Consider the following 18,143-nt stretch of genomic DNA (forward strand, 5'->3'; position numbering starts at 1 on the left):
TCGGTAATGACTCAACCCCATTAAGTTTGTAAATAAAAATTATCTACGATCTTTAGAGGCTGTCTCAAAAGTCTTTACTGATACACGAAGTTATTGGAGATTCCTCTAAATCACCCTTAAAAAAGAGAGACCCAAAGGCTGTACTTTCACCCCGTTCACAGTTGGCTGGGGAGTAAGAACAAAATATCTAATATTTCAAGATACATCCTCTGAGAAGGATTTTGATTCTAAAGTGATTCATACTTTAGTAATGTTTGTTGCAGCAAAAGTTATTTTTTCATAACAACCCCTAATCACTCTAGTCAAGTAAACAGTCAAAAAAAGGGCTGTAAAAGGAGGATGTCTCTGTTTGATAATTGATTTTCCACATCCCTACACCTGAATTTTGGTTCACCTTGGTGCACTCTACATACTATGACTTGGGATAGATGTAAAGACAGTTATAGCATCTGCTATAGTCCAAGATCTGGGAAATAATTAACAGTAAAATGCCTTATGCCTGCGATCGCACAGCCAGAGGTGGCACAGTTGGTAATTGAAACTCGGCAGCGCCTCCAACTTTCACAGGTAAAATTAGCGAAGAGGCTAGGAGTTTCGTTTCACAGTATCAACCGATGGGAAAACGGACGAGCGCAACCTTCACCACTGGCTATGAAACAGATTCAAGATTTGTTGCATCAGATGGGAGAACTTGGTGAGGATCTTTTGACCAAGTACTTTCAACAAGAGGAGCAGAAACTGTGACTGCTGAAGTCAAGGCAACTATCCCCCAAGAAATTGCACAAGTTTTAGCCAAGATTGGCAGCGCTTTTGTCATGTTGAATGATGAATGGCGCTACACCTATGTTAATGAAAAGGCAGCTGAACTAGCTGGGATTAATCAAGAAAGTTTTTTGGGTAAAACTATTTGGGAATTATTTCCTGAGACAGTCAATAGTCAACTGCAAGCAGAACTATATCGGGCTGTTACTGAACAAGTAGCAATTGATTTTGAGTATTTTTTTCCAATTTCGCATCGCTGGTGGGAAAACCATATTTATCCCTCAGAAAAAGGCGTAGCAATGTTCATTACGGATATTACTCAACGCAAACGTATCCAACAGTATCAAGCCGCACAGTATGCAATTACTAACATTCTGGCTGAGGCTACAACTGTTGCCAATGCTCTGCCAAAAGTGCTGCAATCTCTTTGTGAAAATTTAGGTTGGCAAGTTGGTATTTTCTGGAGTGTAGACCTACAAATTAATGCCTTGCGTTGTATAAATACTTGGCAATCATCCTCTTTAAAAATAGAAGATTGCCAAGCATTTTATCAACAGACAAACTCTGAGATTAGTCAAGGTTTACCCAATCGGGTTTGGGCAAGTGGTCAACCTGTTTGGGAGCAGAGAGAGGGGAGCAGGGAAGACAGTGAACTACAAGCGGCTATAGGATTTCCCATTGAGTTGGGTAGTGAAATTTTGGGTGTAATTGAATGTTTTAGCCAGCAAATTCCTGAACCTGATGCTGAATTAATGAAGGCGATCGCCGCGATCGCTAGTCAAATTGCTCAGTTCATGGAACGTAAACGTCTGGAATCTCTCCTACGTCAAAGTGAAGCACGCTACCGTTCCCTAGCAGAGTCCAGCGCCTCGATTATCTGGACTGCGGCACCTTGGGGCAATGTTGTCGAAGAGATTCCCACTTGGCAGGCTTTTACAGGACAAACTCCCGCACAATACAAAGGCTGGGGTTGGATTAACGCAATCCACCCAGAAGATCGGCAATCAATAGCTGCCATCTGGAAAAAAGTTTATGATACACGCAGCGTTGCAGTGGCGGAATATCGTGTGCGTCGACATGACGGCGAATACCGTCACATGAGTATACGTGGCGTACCCATACTCGATGAAACGAGCGAAATCCAAGAATGGGTAGGAATGTGTGTTGATATTACTGAACACAAGCAAGCTGAGGCGGAACGAGAGATACTGCTGCGGCAATTAGAAACGGAACGAACTCGCTTACTTGAAACCAATACCCTACTCGATACTCTCTTTAACAACGCGCCTCTCGGTATTGGGATCTGGGATGAAAAATTGAGATACGTGCGCTTAAATGAGGCTTTGGCTGAAATTAATGGTCTGCCTCAAGAAGTACATATTGGTATGACTGTCGCTGAACTTCTACCTGAGGTAGATGCAGAAGTTATGACTGCTTTTCGTCATGTAGTTGAGACAGGAGAATCGATTGTTGCGCAAGAAGCAAGCGGCGAAACGCCGGCTGCACCTGGTGAGCTAAGGTACTGGTCGGTTAATTACTACCCGATCGCACTACCCAATAAAATCACTTGGGTGGGTGCAACTTGTGAAGAAATTACTGAGCGTAAGCAAGCAGAAGCAGCACTCCAAGAAAGTGAGACCCGGTTTCGACTACTAGCAGAGAATTCCACTGATATGATTTCACGTCATACGGTCAATGGAAATATACTGTACATTTCCCCAGCCTGCCGCACAATTTTAGGCTATGAACCAGAGGAAATGATCGGTCGTTTTAACCATGAGTTTGTTCATCCAGAGGATCTGGCGGAGATTGCTAAAAATTACCCAAGCAATGCAGATTTACCAGATATTTATACCGTAACGCATCGGGCTGTTCACAAAGACGGACATTATGTTTGGCTGGAGGCAAAAATTCGCGCCATCCACGATCTGCAAACTCAGGAAATTATAGAAATACAAGCATCCTCTCGTGATATTACAGAGCGCAAGCAAGAGGAACAAAGACAGTGCTTTCTGGCTGAAGCTAGCGGTATTTTAGTTTCATCACTAGACTATGAAACAACTTTAACTAGTTTGGCTGGTTTGATGGTGCCTGAAATTGCTGATTGGTGCGTAGTTGATATTGTGGATAGCAATCAATCAGTTCGTCGGATGGCAACAGCCCATGCCGATCCAGCAAAACAGCAATTGGTAGAACAGTTAAAAAATTATCCCCCTGATTTAGCGCAAACTGAAGGTGTTGCTGAGGTCATTCGCTCAGGTAAGTCACAAATGACTCATTTTATCCCTGGGCAAAAAATGCAAGCGGTAAGCCAGAATGATCGTCATCTCCAACTTTTGCAGGAGCTAGCACCTAAATCTGGTATGGGTGTGCCGTTGATCGTTGGGGGGCGGGTGTTGGGAGCAATAACTTTGGTATCTTCTTGTGGTCGTCATTATGACGATCGCCACCTCATGTTAACCGAGGAACTAGCTCGCCGCGCTGCTACAGCCGTTGATAATGCCCGACTCTACACAGAAGCACAGCAGTCCCGACAAGCTGCCGAAGATGCGGCATTACGCACTACCCGGTTGCAAAGCATTACCGCTGCCCTTTCTGAATCTTTGACTCCAACACAGGTTGCACAGGTAATTGTGGAACAAGGTATGGCAGCTTTAAGAGCTAGTGCTGCTTTAGTAGCAGTGGTAACGCCAGATAGTAAAGAATTGGAAATTGTCTCTACTGTTGATTACCAAGAAGAACTAATAGATTCATGGCGGCGATTCTCTATTAATGCATCTGTACCACTGGCAGTCGCAGTCAGAACCGGAGAACCTGTTTGGTCAGAGCCGACGACCACAAGTGTAACTAGTAACTTGTATCTGGATCAGACTTATGCTAATGCCGACTATGGCGCTTGGATTTCGATTCCCTTAACGATCGAAGACCGAGCTGTAGGCGGAATGTCCTTAGCCTTTGCACAGATGCAAGAATTTAGCCAAGATGACCGCGCTTTTGTACTGGCATTAGTACAGCAGTGTGCCCAAGCGATGGAACGGGCGCGTTTATATGAAGCTGAACAAACTGCACGAGAAGCAGCAGAAACAGCTAACCGAATTAAAGATGAATTTCTGGCAGTTCTTTCCCATGAATTGCGATCGCCACTTAATCCGATTCTCGGGTGGTCGAATCTACTCCAAACCCAAAATCTTGACGACCAAACCAGCGCTTATGCTTTAAAGACCATTGAGCGTAATGCTAGGTTACAAGCTGAACTAATTGAAGACCTCTTGGATATATCCCGAATTCTCCAAGGCAAACTTAGCTTAAATAGTAGCCCAGTCGATTTGGTATCTGTAATTACCGCCGCAATGGAGACAGTGAGGCTCTCAGCAGAAGCCAAGTCAATTGCAATACACACAATGCGAGATCCCGAAGTCGGGCAAGTTTTGGGAGATTCCAGCCGATTACAGCAAATTGTTTGGAATTTGCTTTCTAATGCCGTTAAGTTTACCCCGGAAGGGGGGCGGGTAGATATTCGGCTGGAACAGATTGGTACTCAAGCTCAAATTACAATTAGCGACACAGGTAAAGGTATTAGCAGCGATTTCCTTCCCTATGTGTTTGACTACTTCCGCCAAGAGAACAGTACCAGTACAAGAAAGTTTGGCGGACTGGGTTTAGGGCTAGCAATTGTGCGTCACTTAGTCGAACTACATGGCGGAACAGTCCAAGCACAGAGTCAAGGTGAAGGACAAGGAGCAACTTTTATTGTCAAACTTCCACTGATGCAACAGCGATTGCAGGTGAACAATGACACTACAGAGCCTCAGCCAGCTTTAGATTTAAGTGGTGTGCAGATTTTATTGGTGGATGATGATACAGATACAAGGGATTTTCTCAGCTTTTTGTTAGAAGAGTATGGAGCAAATGTCACAGCCACGGCATCAGCTGCGGAAGCACTCGCTGCTTTAACCCAGTCCCAGCCAGATATACTGTTAAGCGATATAGGAATGCCAGAAGTTGATGGCTGGATGTTAATCAAGCAGGTGAGAATGTTGTCACCAGAACAAGGAGGTCAAATTCCCGCGATCGCAATTACTGCTTATGCTGGACAAATTAACGCACAGCAAGCATTGAGCGCCGGATTTAACAAGCATCTTGCTAAACCAGTAGAGCCAACAGAATTATTAGAGATGATTATCAACTTGCTCGTTTGAAATAGTGAGCACTAACCGTAACGCACCACTTTCACGCACTCTACAATTTAACCTTTGGTGATATGTGAAATTATAAAAAGCGATCGCACCTGAACTATCGAACCAGATGCGATCGCCACCTTAGCCAAAGCTAATCAATCAGACCGAAAATTTTTAATTAACCGATATTAACCTTGACAGTCTTTTGCTTATCTGACACAGATTTCGGCAAGGTTAGCCTGAGAATGCCATCTTTGTATTCGGCTTCTACCTTATCATTTTGAATTTGGACTGGTAGTGGAATCACCCGCTGAAATCTTCCATAGCGGAACTCAGAGCGAGCTATACCTTTTTCTTCAGTCTTAGTTTCAGACTTCCGCTCACCGCTAATAGAAACTGCGTCAGCAGTTACTTCTACATTAAGATCTTTAGCTTCCAAGCCAGGGACTTCTAGCCTTAGGTGAATTGCGTCATCAGTTTCTTCCATTTCAGCAGCAGGAACGAACCCAAATCCCATACTTTCACCACCATTAGTTGTTGGCGTTAACCTATCAAACAAGCGATTCATTTGCCGCTGTAAAGTATCAATATCGCGGAATGGTTCTAACCGTTCAATATCTCGGAAGGGGTCCCAACGAATGAGTGCCATAGTATCACCTCATTAGAAGCAATCTTTGGTTTTTGGAAGCTCAATCTCAAGCTTCCTAATTAACAGATTAGAGTAACTTCAAACATAGTAGGTTCGGTTTTTTAGCAAAGGTATATAGCAATAACCGTACCGCATTGCAATTGTGACAATTTGTTAGTAGTGGGGTGGAAACTGTCCACCAAAACCCGGATATGTGGGCAATGCCCACCCTACGTAATTAATTCAAAAATTAACTAGGAGTCCTACAGCAGAATTCAGGAGTTAGAATTCAGAATTCAGAAGTAAAACAGTCTTTATGCTTGGGTTTGAAGCCTAGGATCTGTACTTCACTAACTTGAAATTTGCTGTATATCTCCTATTCTTTGTTGCCACAATTACTTTACTATACTTTCATCTTCTCTGAAATCGCATAAAGACTGCACCAATTAATAATCCCCCCGCCTGTGCCCAGTAAGCGATGCTAAACTGATTAACACCTACAGGGGGAATATTTAAACTACCTATGCCATAAAAAAACTGTTGGATAAACCACCAGAATAAATAAACAAAAGCTGGTAATTCAACGGGAATATATACAAATATTAGGGGTAGAATACTGTCAATTTTGGCTTGAGGAAACTTCATAACATATGCCCCTAAAATAGATGCGATCGCACCATTTGCTCCAATCAATGGAACTGTCAAACTTGGTTCGGCTAATATTTGTATTATGCCTGTCAAAATCCCACTTAATAAGTAAAATCCTAAATAGCGTTTATGACCCAGTATATTTTCTAAAGTCTTGCCAAAAACCCATAAAAATAATAAATTTCCTAATATTTGGCTAAAGCTACCATGCAAAAACATTCCTAAAGGCAAACAAATCAACCGCCAGCATACAACTATCCAAGCGGCTGGGTTAACGAAGGCACTTGTAATTGCCCCAGTAATCTGCGCTGGAATTATACCCCAACTGAAAATAAATTCGGCTAGTTTATCACCTAATTCTAGTTGGATTTCCCATAAAAATATTGCAATATTAATGCCAATCAGCCAGTAATTAATAATTGGTCGATGCCGAATATGAATATTATCATTAATAGGAATCATTGAGAATTGTTATTTGTCATTTGTCATTTGTCATTTGTCATTGGGTATTAGGCATGTAGGAGAGATGGGGAAGAAAACTCCCACACTCCCCACACTCTCTTGTCCTCCGCCCCTTCTCGCGCTGAATCCGGTTAGCCTGTGCCAAGATTGAAATCAGATAATATCGCGCTCAACTAGGCAAACCTGATGCTGGGAAACACACTTGTTGGAAGATACCAAATTATTAGCCACTTGGGTGGTGGGGGATTTGGGGAAACCTTTGTCGCTTGTGATACTCAATTGCCGGGATCTCCTCAATGTGTTGTGAAAAAACTCAAGCCTCAGGCAAATGATCCAGTCACTTTAGAGACTGCTAGACGTTTATTTGATACAGAAGCTCAAGTTCTGTATAAATTAGGCACTCATGATTATATTCCCCAACTTTTAGCATACTTTGAAGAAAACGCAGAATTCTATCTGGTACAGGAATTTATTGAAGGTCATAACTTAAGTCAAGAACTAACACCAGGGAAAACTTTTAGCCAAGATGAGGTGATTTCCCTGTTAATAGAAATTCTAGAAATTTTAGAGTTTGTTCACCAACAGAAAGTAATTCACCGCGATGTCAATCCGTGCAATGTACTCAGACGACAGCAAGATGGCAAGTTAGTCTTAATTGACTTTGGTGCAGTTAAACAAATTACCACCCAAGTAGTTACGCCACAAGGTCAAACTAAATCTACTGTTGCTATCGGTACGCCTGGGTATCTTCCTGGGGAACAAGCGCAAGGTAATCCTAAATTTAGCAGTGATATTTATGCAGTGGGAATAATTGCGATTCAAGCTCTCACAGGATTATCTCCTGAACAATTAGAAAAAGATGCCGATACTTATGAGATTATCTGGCAAAATCACACCAAAGTCTCTCCAGAATTCGCACAAGTATTAAACAAAATGGTATGTTATGATTTTCGGCAGCGCTACGCTTCAGCAACGGATGCATTAAAGGCGCTAAGAGAGTTAACACAACCGGCTCCTCAAACAATCGCATTAACTCCAGCGTTACCATTTAAGAATTTAAAAAAATATACATATAAAAAAGATATAATTCATAAGCTTTTAGCCGCAGTATTTATCTTGGGTGTAACTGGGGCAGGTTCTATATTTATTATTGACGGTATTCATACAAATAACGCCACAGAATTATATAAACAAGGTAATACGCTGTATGACTTACAACGTTATCAAGACGCACTTGCTGCCTATAATAAAGCAGTTGATATTAGACCAAATTATGCTCAAGGATGGTATGGTCGGGGCAACAGTCTATCTGCATTAAAACAATACAAAGAAGCTCTGGCGGCATATGATAAAGCAATTCAAATTCAGCCAGATTACTTAGAAGCCTGGAGCAGTAGAGGGTTTGTCTTGGAAAATTCACAGCGCTATAAAGAAGCGATCGCCTCTTTTGACAAAGCCCTAGAATTAGAAAATAACTCTCCTGAAATCTGGAATGCTAAAGGTGAAGCTTTTAGTAATTTAAAACAATATGAAAATGCCATAAAAGCTTACGACCAAGCAATTGATTTGCAAAAAACTTATTATGTTGCTTGGTATAATAAAGGGTTGGCACTGCATAATTTAAAACGCTACGAAGATGCAATTACAGCCTACGATAAAGCTATAGAATTAAAACCGGATTATGATGCAGGGTGGTATAGTCGCGGCAATTCTCTAGTAAATCTAAATCGCTACGAAGATGCATTTAGAGATTATGATAAAGCGGTACAATACAAACCAAATTATTACCAGGCTTGGTTATCTAGGGGCAATGTTCTGATTACTCTACGACGTTATCCAGAAGCAGTCGCATCTTTTGACCAAGTAATTAAATATAATCCTGATAACTACCAAGTATGGTATAGCCGAGGTTGGGCACTACATCAAAGCCAACGCTATCTAGAAGCAATTCAATCTTACAATAAAGCCATAGTATTGAAGCGCAACGATTATCAAGTTTGGTATAACTTGGGAAATTCTCAATACAATTTACAGAAATACGAAGATGCGATCGCATCTTATAATAGAGCAGTTCGTTACAAGCCAGACCACTACGAAAGTTGGTATAGCAGAGGTAATGCTCTAGTAAATTTGAAACGCTTTCAAGATGCGATCGCATCTTATGCCCAAGCAATAAAATATAAGCCCAACTACCAACAAGCAATAGAAGCGAGCAAGCAAGCACAGAATCAACTACAAACTGAAAAAGCACAGCCTGTAATTGTACCAATTATCCGACTTCCTAATCCCCTTGCTCCAAATCAGCCACCGCGTTAATCGTCTCTAATTTTGAGGCGATTTCAGGATACCGTCACCAGTTGCTAACTGCACTTTGGTGAATTGTGCTTCTATAATTTGAGGCATTAATACCATTTTGGATTTTAGATTTTGCGAAAAGTTGAGCCAGTGCGGTCTTGGGGGTTTCCCCCATGATCAACTGCCGAAAGGGTTTCCCGGCTTAAAGCAACTGGCGTTGCGTGTGGGGGTTCCCTCCGTTGAGCAAACTTTTCAAGACAGATTTTGGATTGTGAAATATTTATTAAATAAGCATTTCAAATTCCATCTGTCGCAATCATTTTTCAAATTGGTATAACTATTGAATACTCACGTCGTGAATATCAATAATAGGTCTTAATTTTTCAATCTTCCTATTTGAGTAGTAACTACTATTTGAGTTAGGTTTTTTTGCCGAAGAATTTTGTCGTGATAAAGCTACACTATTAGTTTGCAGTTGCAGGCGTTGCTTTTGAGTATACTCATTCAATTTGATTTGAGCCTGTGCATAAACAGGAGTATTTTTCGGAACCTTTTGCAGAAACTTCACAGCGTCTTCAAATTCGCCAACAGAGGCTTTATTGTAAGCTTTTTGTAAAAAAAATGTAGCTCTAATTTGTTGCTTTTTATCGTACTCAGCCAATTTTTTTTGCACTATAGCTCCCGCAGAACTTTCCAGAGGAACTTGGCGGAGATATTGTATAGCAGTGGCAAAATCTCTGTTGTTTGCACTCGTGTAAGCTTTTGCTAATAAGTCTTGTGTCTGTGCTTCCAGATGAGTGCGTGCTTGCTCAACGAGTTTATCTGTTTTAGATTGCCAATATAAAATATCCGGCACTTTAGGAGCAATAGTCAGTACATCTGACCATCTAGCAGCATGAAAGGCTGTTTCAGCAAATTGGTATTGTTCCGCAGCAACTTGCCATTGCTCTTGCCATTCGTCAATTGTGGCTTGAGCTTCTGGATAAATATCGCTGTCAGAGGGAATCGACTTCACCAGTGCGATCGCTTCTTGCAAATCTCCTGCTTGATATTCTTCTGTTGCTTTAGATAAAGTTTCTTTTTCTGAATAGACTGGAGAATTAGTAAATAAAGAATACATTCCCAATCCTAGCAACATAGAATTAGCCGCCAGACCTACTTTCATTCCTGTTAGTAGGGGAGCAGGTTTTGTTGGTGCAGAACGTTGAGGTAATTGGCTAACTTTTACATCAGGTTCAATGTGCAGTTCATGCTGTGTTTGTGCAGGTGGTAAATGAGTTTCCCACAGCATTTCCTGAAGTATATGTAGTACCTCACTAACAGATTGGAAGCGGTCTTGGTAATCGTAGCGGATCATTTGGCTGAGAATAGCAGCTAAATAATCATTAACTGGTATTTGTGGAGAATGCCAAATAATCTCATTCGTATAAGGATCTAATTTAAATTGTAGTGGTGACAACCCTGTTAATGCTTGTATAGCAATTATACCTAGAGAATAAATATCACTATTGGGCTGTGTTTGACCAATAAATTGCTCTGGCGGTATGTATCCCAATGAAGTGACAGGAACTGAATGGATAGGTAATTCTGAATCGTCACCAAAATCAAATGGCTGGATTGAGCCAAAATCAATCAGCACTAATCTGCCATCATAAGCACGTCTGATCAGATTTTCCGGTTTGATATCGCAATGGATAACGCCTTGAGAGTGCACGAATTCCAGAATTCCTAAGACATCTTCGAGAAATCCGATAACTTCGCTCTCGCTCCAAATCTCCCTACACTGTTTATTAATTGGTAGTTCCTCTGTTAGCGCATGTCCTTCAATAAACTCTTGCACTAAGTAGAATCGCTCATTTTCTTCAAAACAAGCAATGAGTTGGGGAATTTGATTGTGACGTCCTAGACGCTTGAGAGTTTCAGTTTCAGTAAGAAAACGCAGTCTTAAGTTGTCTAAGTAACTGGGGTGGGAACTGCTAACCTTCAGTTGTTTAACAACGCATTTCGGGTTTTCTGGGTATTCTATGTCTACGGCAGTGTATGTCTGTCCAAATACCCCTGCACCTAGGCTTTGGACGATTTGGTAACGTGCTTGTAGTACTTTACCGATCATGTGGTGGGTCATGAGCTGGTTACTGAGTAAGTCCTGATATAGGTTTTCTGATCTTTCCACCCAATTTCCGGAATGCCTTAGAATTAATTCCACAGAGGGATGACTCCAGGAATGACAAGTTTATTTGTGTAAGTAGTTTTTACTAATAAAAATAGGATGTTAAGGTTTTTATACAAAATATAACAGTAAGCTTTCTGGTATTAAAAAGTATTAAGCTTATCAAATTTTGACTTTATGCCACACTTATATGCTGTGCCAGTTACTGTATCTGTCTTGACCAGGATTTTTACTTTATTAAAAAAGTATTAATAAGTACAGCAATCTCAACCGTTGCGATTGCATAGCTCTCAATGACTGTAAACATTTTTGTTCATTTACTTATTATGCTTTCTCGATCAATAGCCTCTGTGTCGGGAAATCTGCTTAATGTCATGTCGGCGAATTTAGCTAATTAACCCATTTGTATGAGGTAATGAGCAAGCAAATGAGTGTATTTTACTGATAGTCAGACCAATACTACATCGTTTGAAGCAGCATTCATGCAATGGAGGTAGCAATCATGTTGAAACTGGTATTTACCCGCTTCATGAAAGTAACAGCCTTCGTCGGGTTCTCAACTGCTTTGTTACTTGCTAGACAGACTGCTGTTAATGCTGAACAAGCCTTCCCTCGCCTAACGCCACAACAAACTCAACATTTATCCCGTGACTTAGTTCCATATAATTCTCAAGAATTTTTCCGGCAAGGTCAAGAATTGATGGAAAGAGAAATTCAACTGCTCAGACAAAGACAACTTTCGGCGAATGAACCTGTTCTCAAGGTCAATTTAAGACCACCAGTCAAAAAAGACCGCCTACCAAAGAACAACTCTAATGTCTTACCCAAGTAATCGGTAACCATCATGAACTATGTAGTCCATGACGGTTAAAAATGCTTTTTTCTCTGAGTATTCTTGGTTCAAGATTTGTTTAACACCAAGGAGCCTGCGGTTTATCTGCCAGACTCATGGTCGTACTCAATTTTGCCATAGTCTAGTTTGACTACCCTGTCTGCTAAATAAAAATAGCGATCGTCATGGCTGATTACTAGTACCGTTTTACCTTTATCTCTCAGTTCCGGTAACAGCTGAGTGTAGAATATGTCCTTGAATAATGGATCTTGGTCAGCTGCCCATTCATCAAATAGATAAATTGGTCGGTCTTCTAAATAAGCAGTGAGTAAAGCTAATCGTTTACGCTGTCCTTGAGAAAGCTCGGTGGTAGAAAGTTTGCCATTTTCAACTTTCACCTTATGGTCTAATTGGAGCTGCTTGAGGTATTTTTGGGCTTTAGCATCTAAGTCAGGATTTTCTAAGCCTAAAAGTTCCTCAAATAAATAGAAGTCGGAGAAAACTACTGAAAAATGCTGACGATACCATTCTCGATTATTGTCATTAATTGACTCTCTATCTAACAGAATTTCTCCATTTTCTGGGAGATAGAGTCCAGTAATGAGTTTGGCTAAGGTAGATTTACCACTACCGTTACCACCAACAATAAATACTAGTTCTTGGCGAAATAACGTCAAATTAATAGGGCCGAGGATAAAGCTATTATCTTCTCGATCTCTATAATAAGTATGGGTAACATCCTTAAGTTGTAAACTCTGCCAAGAAGTTTTCACAGTCGGTGGCACAGTTGATGTTTCTACTCGGCTAGCTAGAGATAAACCCAACGACTCTATCTTTTTTAAAGCCACGTTGGCTCTAATAACTTGGGGCAAATTATTAACTATATTGTCCATCGGCAACATCAAATAAGTGAAAGTTAGGATGAAGCCAGAGAGAGTATGGGGGTTAATAGTAATCAAATTAGGTAACGCGAACAACAAAAAGCCAACCGCGAAAAAAAATATAAATCTGCCCCAACTAGTAGTAGTCGCAAACAAAGTCAATCCTTGAACATTATGATTGCGGTATCTAATAGCTGTTGATTGTAGTTGTTTTTCTAAAAATACTTGACGGCGTTGATAGTTGAGTTTAAGTTCTTTAACGCCTTCGGTAACAGTGCGAAAATGCTTAAACAGTACATCTTGATCTTCACGGGCAAGAGCAAGCAATTTCCCTCCTCCTCGTAACAGCCATTGGCAACTACCAAGTGCTACCACCATTAATCCGAAAACCATCAAAAATACTAGCCAGGAAAGCCAAGTTATATACACTAGGCAACCGAAAACCATCGCCAAATCAATGCATAAGAAAGGAATGAGATATACGGCATTAGCAACAGCTTGTACATCTTCTGTGAGGGTTGCCAATATGCGAGGATTCCCTAGTTGTTCGAGATGACTTAATTCAGAAGCAAGTATTTGATGGCTCAAGCCCATCCGTAATTGCAAGATGGCATTCTGAGAGAGGCGAACTAGCATTACCTGAGAAATTATGCTGGTAATTAGTGCAACTATCACTAATCCGACAAAACCCCACGCTATGGATGTGAGGGGCGACTGGGTATCAGGATTTGCAGCAGAACTAATGAGAGCAATTAGTCCAGCACTACTACCACCACTCAGGAATCCGGTGACGATCGCGATCGCCACCATTCCCCATGAAGAACGTAAAAGAAAATAAATCAGATTCATGAAAATATAATTAGCAATTTCTGGAGTGCTCTCTCCCAGGGGTAAGAACGAAATCCATAACGTGAACTCTTCATTATCTCATTGTATAAGTAGGATTTATCAGTTTCCGAGCCAGCAAAGGTAATATTCAATGGTCATTAGTCCAGAGTCAATAGTCAAGGGTAAAGCATTTCTTCCTTCCAATTCCCAATTCCTATTTTGTTAGACCAAGATTTCAGGTAAGCTAGCAATCGATGTAGGAGATGTCACGTGGGGTTTACTTCATTCTTCAACTCTCAGATCCCAATTATTGAGTTGCTGCTGTTAATACTTTGCCTATCAGCTATCTTGTTCTACTGCTACAGCATATATGCAGCGATCGCTTTTTTTAGCCAACCCCATACTATAGAACCAGGTTTCCATCCACCTATTACCATCCTCAAGCCGATTTGCGGAATTGATCGGGATGCTGAACAAAACCTGGCTTCTTTTTGTCAGCAGGATTATCCAGATTATCAAATTATCTTCGCCGTGCGCGATCGCCAAGACCCTGCGATCGCAGTTATCGCCAAAATTATCCAGCAATTTCCTGATGTAGATATTCATCTGGTGGTGAGCGATCGCATCATTGGCGCTAACCTCAAGGTGAGTAATCTAGCAAATGCTGTCACTGCTGCTAAACATGAAATTTTGCTGATCGCCGATAGTGATATTCGCGTGGGTAAAGACTATTTGCAACGAGTTATCCAGCCTCTCAAAGATGAAAAGGTGGGTGTTGTCACCTGTTTGTATCGTTCTTTAGCCCCAGGATGGGTAACCTCTTTAGAAGCGCTGGGTACGTCTACAGACTTTCATCCTAGTATTTTAGTTAGCAATCAATTAGAAGATATAAAATTTGCTTTCGGTTCTACCATTGTCATCCGCAAACAGGCACTAGAAGCAATTGGTGGATTTGAAGCTATTGCTGATTATCTTGCAGATGACTTCCAACTAGGCTATTTACCAGCCCAAGCAGGTTACAAGGTAGTGCTATCTAATTACATAGTCGATCATGTATTGGCTACTAGCACATTAGCCCAAACCATCCAGCGCCAAATTCGTTGGGCGCGTTGTATCCGCGTTTCTCGCCCTTGGGGTTATGTCGGACTGCTGTTTACTTACGGTACAGTTACTAGTTTACTTTTATTACTGGCTACAGGTGGATCAATATTAGGCTGGACTTTACTAGCTATTACTTGGGTGATGCGTTTGCTCATGAGTTGGATAGTTGCCGTGAAAATGCTGAATGACCAAGTAGCCAAAAAGTTCTTCTGGGTAATTCCTGTGCGTGATTTATTCCACTTTGCAATTTGGTGTAATGGCTTTGTGGGTAGCACAATTGCATGGCGGGGACAAAAATTAAAGTTGATCAAAGGTGGTAAATTGGCGGCGATGACAGCAGATTTGGCAAATTAATTTTTTAAATTACTGAGAAGTAAAATTATGATTAAAAAATGTACAAATTAGTGAATAGATTACATTAAAAATTACTTATTCACCGCTCTGCAATCGCATTGCATCGACCTGCAATTGGAATTTTGGCAGCAGCGCAACAAAAGTATCAGCAAGCGGTATTTATTTCGGCTAGTGAGCGATTGGGTTTAGAAACGTTAAAACAGCACTTACTGCAACTAATTGATGAACCAGTTGCGGTGTGACTGTATGGATAGCGTGGCAAACCTAGATTTGTGCATGAGATGTACAGCTTAAGAGGCGCTAAATCCTAAATACAAACTTTTTATATTGGTTTGCCTTGATACTACAATTTAAGAGTTACGTTATCAAGATTTCTCACCCAGGCTTGATATTATCTTTCCGCTTTTTCATATCATCAATATAAATTATCGCTAAACAATAAACAGCGACAGGAATCATTGCTATCCCGACAGGAGGGTAAAGAGTCCAAAAAGTTGCAACAACTTCAGCCGCACTCAATACATCCAATACAAATTCAGCGTCTTTCCGTTTCATGAGAATTGTTCCTCAACCTTTTATAATTCCATGAAACAATATGCAATCACAACTACATTCCCAACTTATCTGTTGTTATTTGTAACTTGCTCTCCAAATATTCCCAACTCCCAACTTCTTCCCAAGTTAGTCCTAACTTAGATTTTTTTACAAAAAATACTGCCGTAACTTGCTAAACTTTAACAACAACTACCTCCTACACCTAGAGACTTAACTACCTCCCAAAACGGGAAAAGAGAATAACCTAGGGATGTTGCAGCAATGTCTATACAACCCCTATTCTCGACATCAAAATGAGAGTTTCAAAGCATTTCTTCTAGAGGAGAGATATCTAGAGATAAGTCAAATCACTGATAATATCCATCTATGCCCAGAGGAATTAAAGTTCGTCAAGATAAAATCGCTACTGTTAAGCAAGCACTCAAACGCAATGGTATTGCACGACAGCAAGATTTAGTTGAACAATTAAAAATTGGCAAAAATACGATATCAAAATTTTTCACATGTCAACAAATTGATTATTTAAACTTTGCTGAAATTTGTCGCGCTTTAAATTTAGAAGTTAACGAAATTGCTGATTTTACAGATGGTGAGACAACAGAAACACCAGAAGCACCGCAACCAGAAATTATCACCCCACCCAAGCAACCGCAACCTAACCAACAAACCAAAGTTGTTTTACAACAAGCTATTCCTGCCGTACCTGTATGGAAAGGAAGAGATGAACTCCTCACAGAATTAGGGCAGAGATTATTAAACCTAGAAAATGTGCCTAAAGTATTGGCGCTTATTGGTCAAGGTGGTATTGGCAAAACAAGTTTAGCAGTGAAATTACTATCGGCATTGGGGATTAATATAACTCATCAAAACTCAGATGAAAACTGCCCTTATCAATGTGTAATGTATTTCAAAACCCAAGAAGGTACAAGCTTTGATGATATAGCTAAATTTATTTTATTTGAAGGGCTGGGTATTCAAACAGATGAAAATTTGAAAACTGCTGATGAGAAAATAGCCAAAATTATCCAAGGTTTGCTACAAACGCGCTGTTTATTAGTGCTGGATAACCTAGAAAGTATTTTACAACCTGCCAATCATCCCCAAGCTGGAAAAGCGATTTCACAAGATTGGGGTAAGTTGTTAAATGCTTTGGTATATCAACAACATCAATCCCAAACAATCTTAACCAGCCGCGAAGTACCAGCAGATTTAGCAGATACCCGCTATCCAGGTGCAGAACCAGATTCGGAATTAGTGAATATTATTACCATCACGGGAGTAGCAACAGCCGCAGGCGTGGAAATTTTGCAACAGCGTAAATTACAAGATAGCCCAGAAGATTTACGCTGGATATCTGAGCGTGTTGATGGTCATGTATTTCTGTTAACTCAACTGGCAGCAATTGGCAAGGATAAACCAGGATATTTGGGGAAACATCCCGAACTGGTAACAAAAAAAGCTGAACCTATCCTTAAAGAACAATTAGCAAGACAAACAGCAGCAGCACAAGATTTACTCCGGCGGATGTGTGTGTTGCGGGTGGGAATAGATATTCGCGGTTTAACTTTTTTGCGGTTATATACAAATAATTTGGAAAAAGATGCTCGTTTTGAAATGGCAGCAATGTTAGAAGAACCTGCTGAATTTACAAAGGCAGAACTGAGAGCAACAGAAGTAATTTTGGGGCAATTAGTTGATAGTAGTTTAGTACAGAATCGTTATGATGAACAGCAATGTGAAGTGTTTTATGAATTACATCGGGTAATTATTGAATTTCTGCAAGCTGAATATAAGGATGAATTACCCAACTTACTAGAAAGTGTTTATAAATTTTACGCTTCTGGCAAAAATATTGATAATCCACGAACTTTAGAAGATTTGCTCCCAGTGCTAGAGGCTCAATATTTTGCATTTCAATTAGGAAATTATAGCGAAGCATCTAGGTTAGTGATGTGGACACTCGAAGAATACTTGAGACGCTGGGGATACTGGAATTTATTAAAAGATTTATATGAGCAAATATTACCTAAAGTAGATGAGTATAATTATCCAGTATGTTTAAGCCAAATTGGCAGAGTTTATCGTGATGTTGGCAAATGGAATATAGCAGAAAAATATTTTCAAGATGCTTTATTTATTGAGCAAAATAAAAAGAATAAAAGCGGTATTGCTAACTCACTAGGTGAGTTGGGAAGTATAGAACGCAATCGCGGCAACTGGGATGCAGCAGAGCGCCTTTTGCGTCAATGTTTGGAATTAATGACAGAAGTAGGCGCTCGCTCAGGTATGGCAATTAGTTGGGGAGTGTTGGGAGATATCGAGCGCAAACGCGGCAACTGGGATGCAGCAGAGCGCCTTTATCGTCAATCTTTGGAATTAAGGACAGAATTAGGCGATCGCTCAGGTATGGCAACTAGTTGGGGAGTGTTGGGAGATATCGAGCGCAAAC

General features: G+C 40.6%; 12 protein-coding genes. 7 read left to right on the forward strand and 5 right to left on the reverse strand.

Features of this window, described 5'->3' with window-relative positions; all coding sequences use genetic code 11:
• The first annotated feature begins 495 nt into the window (after positions 1–495).
• Positions 496–744, forward strand: a complete 249-nt coding sequence (locus tag BV372_RS22420) for a DNA-binding transcriptional regulator (RefSeq protein ID WP_086688706.1) — start codon at positions 496–498, stop codon at positions 742–744.
• Positions 741–4,961 (forward strand): PAS domain S-box protein, encoded by a 4,221-nt coding sequence (locus BV372_RS22425; RefSeq protein WP_086688707.1) that lies wholly within the window; start codon positions 741–743, stop codon positions 4,959–4,961. Before BV372_RS22420 ends, BV372_RS22425 begins: the two co-directional genes overlap by 4 nt.
• A gap of 157 nt (positions 4,962–5,118) precedes the next feature.
• On the opposite strand, the gene BV372_RS22430 is transcribed toward BV372_RS22425, so the two are convergent.
• Complete coding sequence (locus BV372_RS22430; RefSeq protein WP_086688708.1) at positions 5,119–5,589, reverse strand: Hsp20/alpha crystallin family protein; 471 nt, start codon at positions 5,587–5,589, stop codon at positions 5,119–5,121.
• A 390-nt stretch (positions 5,590–5,979) separates the two neighbouring features.
• A complete protein-coding gene (locus tag BV372_RS22435; protein ID WP_086688709.1) occupies positions 5,980–6,678 on the reverse strand; it encodes a rhomboid family intramembrane serine protease in 699 nt (232 codons plus the stop codon).
• A 186-nt stretch (positions 6,679–6,864) separates the two neighbouring features.
• On the opposite strand from BV372_RS22435, the gene BV372_RS22440 reads away from it, so the two are divergent.
• Complete coding sequence (locus BV372_RS22440; RefSeq protein WP_086688710.1) at positions 6,865–8,994, forward strand: serine/threonine-protein kinase; 2,130 nt, start codon at positions 6,865–6,867, stop codon at positions 8,992–8,994.
• Between the two features lie 316 nt (positions 8,995–9,310).
• Here the strand turns inward: BV372_RS22440 and BV372_RS22450 are convergent, their stop codons facing one another.
• A complete protein-coding gene (locus BV372_RS22450; RefSeq protein WP_086688712.1) occupies positions 9,311–11,098 on the reverse strand; it encodes a protein kinase in 1,788 nt (595 codons plus the stop codon).
• A 547-nt stretch (positions 11,099–11,645) separates the two neighbouring features.
• Between BV372_RS22450 and BV372_RS22455 the strand changes: the two genes are divergently transcribed.
• Positions 11,646–11,975 carry a hypothetical protein gene (locus BV372_RS22455; RefSeq protein WP_256973396.1) on the forward strand — a complete coding sequence of 110 codons (330 nt, stop codon included), beginning with the start codon at positions 11,646–11,648 and terminating at the stop codon, positions 11,973–11,975.
• 101 nt (positions 11,976–12,076) lie between these two features.
• Here the strand turns inward: BV372_RS22455 and BV372_RS22460 are convergent, their stop codons facing one another.
• Entirely contained in the window at positions 12,077–13,705 is a 1,629-nt protein-coding gene (locus BV372_RS22460) for a cyclic peptide export ABC transporter (protein WP_086688713.1), read from the reverse strand.
• 249 nt (positions 13,706–13,954) lie between these two features.
• Between BV372_RS22460 and hpnI the strand changes: the two genes are divergently transcribed.
• Both hpnI and BV372_RS36575 read left to right on the forward strand, forming a co-directional pair.
• A complete protein-coding gene (hpnI, locus tag BV372_RS22465; RefSeq protein ID WP_256973397.1) occupies positions 13,955–15,139 on the forward strand; it encodes a bacteriohopanetetrol glucosamine biosynthesis glycosyltransferase HpnI in 1,185 nt (394 codons plus the stop codon).
• Between the two features lie 98 nt (positions 15,140–15,237).
• On the forward strand, positions 15,238–15,381 hold the full coding sequence (locus BV372_RS36575; protein ID WP_179198188.1) for a hypothetical protein: 144 nt from the start codon (positions 15,238–15,240) through the stop codon (positions 15,379–15,381).
• A 133-nt stretch (positions 15,382–15,514) separates the two neighbouring features.
• On the opposite strand, the gene BV372_RS22470 is transcribed toward BV372_RS36575, so the two are convergent.
• Positions 15,515–15,694 (reverse strand): hypothetical protein, encoded by a 180-nt coding sequence (locus tag BV372_RS22470; RefSeq protein ID WP_086688714.1) that lies wholly within the window; start codon positions 15,692–15,694, stop codon positions 15,515–15,517.
• Positions 15,695–16,060: 366 nt separating this feature from the next.
• Between BV372_RS22470 and BV372_RS22475 the strand changes: the two genes are divergently transcribed.
• The coding region (locus BV372_RS22475) for a tetratricopeptide repeat protein (protein ID WP_143845240.1) at positions 16,061–18,143 on the forward strand (2,083 nt) is incomplete at its 3' end.

It is taken from the genome of Nostoc sp. T09 (assembly GCF_002154695.1).
Lineage (GTDB): Bacteria > Cyanobacteriota > Cyanobacteriia > Cyanobacteriales > Nostocaceae > Aulosira.

What these genes read in the sequence shown, in the direction of transcription:
- BV372_RS22430 (WP_086688708.1), bottom strand. Translation starts at nt 5,589, where the DNA reads ATGGCACTCATTCGTTGGGACCCCTTCCGAGATATTGAACGGTTAGAA.
- BV372_RS22420 (WP_086688706.1), top strand. Translation starts at nt 496, where the DNA reads ATGCCTGCGATCGCACAGCCAGAGGTGGCACAGTTGGTAATTGAAACT.
- BV372_RS22470 (WP_086688714.1), bottom strand. Translation starts at nt 15,694, where the DNA reads ATGAAACGGAAAGACGCTGAATTTGTATTGGATGTATTGAGTGCGGCT.
- BV372_RS22435 (WP_086688709.1), bottom strand. Translation starts at nt 6,678, where the DNA reads ATGATTCCTATTAATGATAATATTCATATTCGGCATCGACCAATTATT.
- BV372_RS22455 (WP_256973396.1), top strand. Translation starts at nt 11,646, where the DNA reads ATGTTGAAACTGGTATTTACCCGCTTCATGAAAGTAACAGCCTTCGTC.
- BV372_RS22450 (WP_086688712.1), bottom strand. Translation starts at nt 11,098, where the DNA reads ATGACCCACCACATGATCGGTAAAGTACTACAAGCACGTTACCAAATC.
- BV372_RS22460 (WP_086688713.1), bottom strand. Translation starts at nt 13,705, where the DNA reads ATGAATCTGATTTATTTTCTTTTACGTTCTTCATGGGGAATGGTGGCG.
- BV372_RS22440 (WP_086688710.1), top strand. Translation starts at nt 6,865, where the DNA reads ATGCTGGGAAACACACTTGTTGGAAGATACCAAATTATTAGCCACTTG.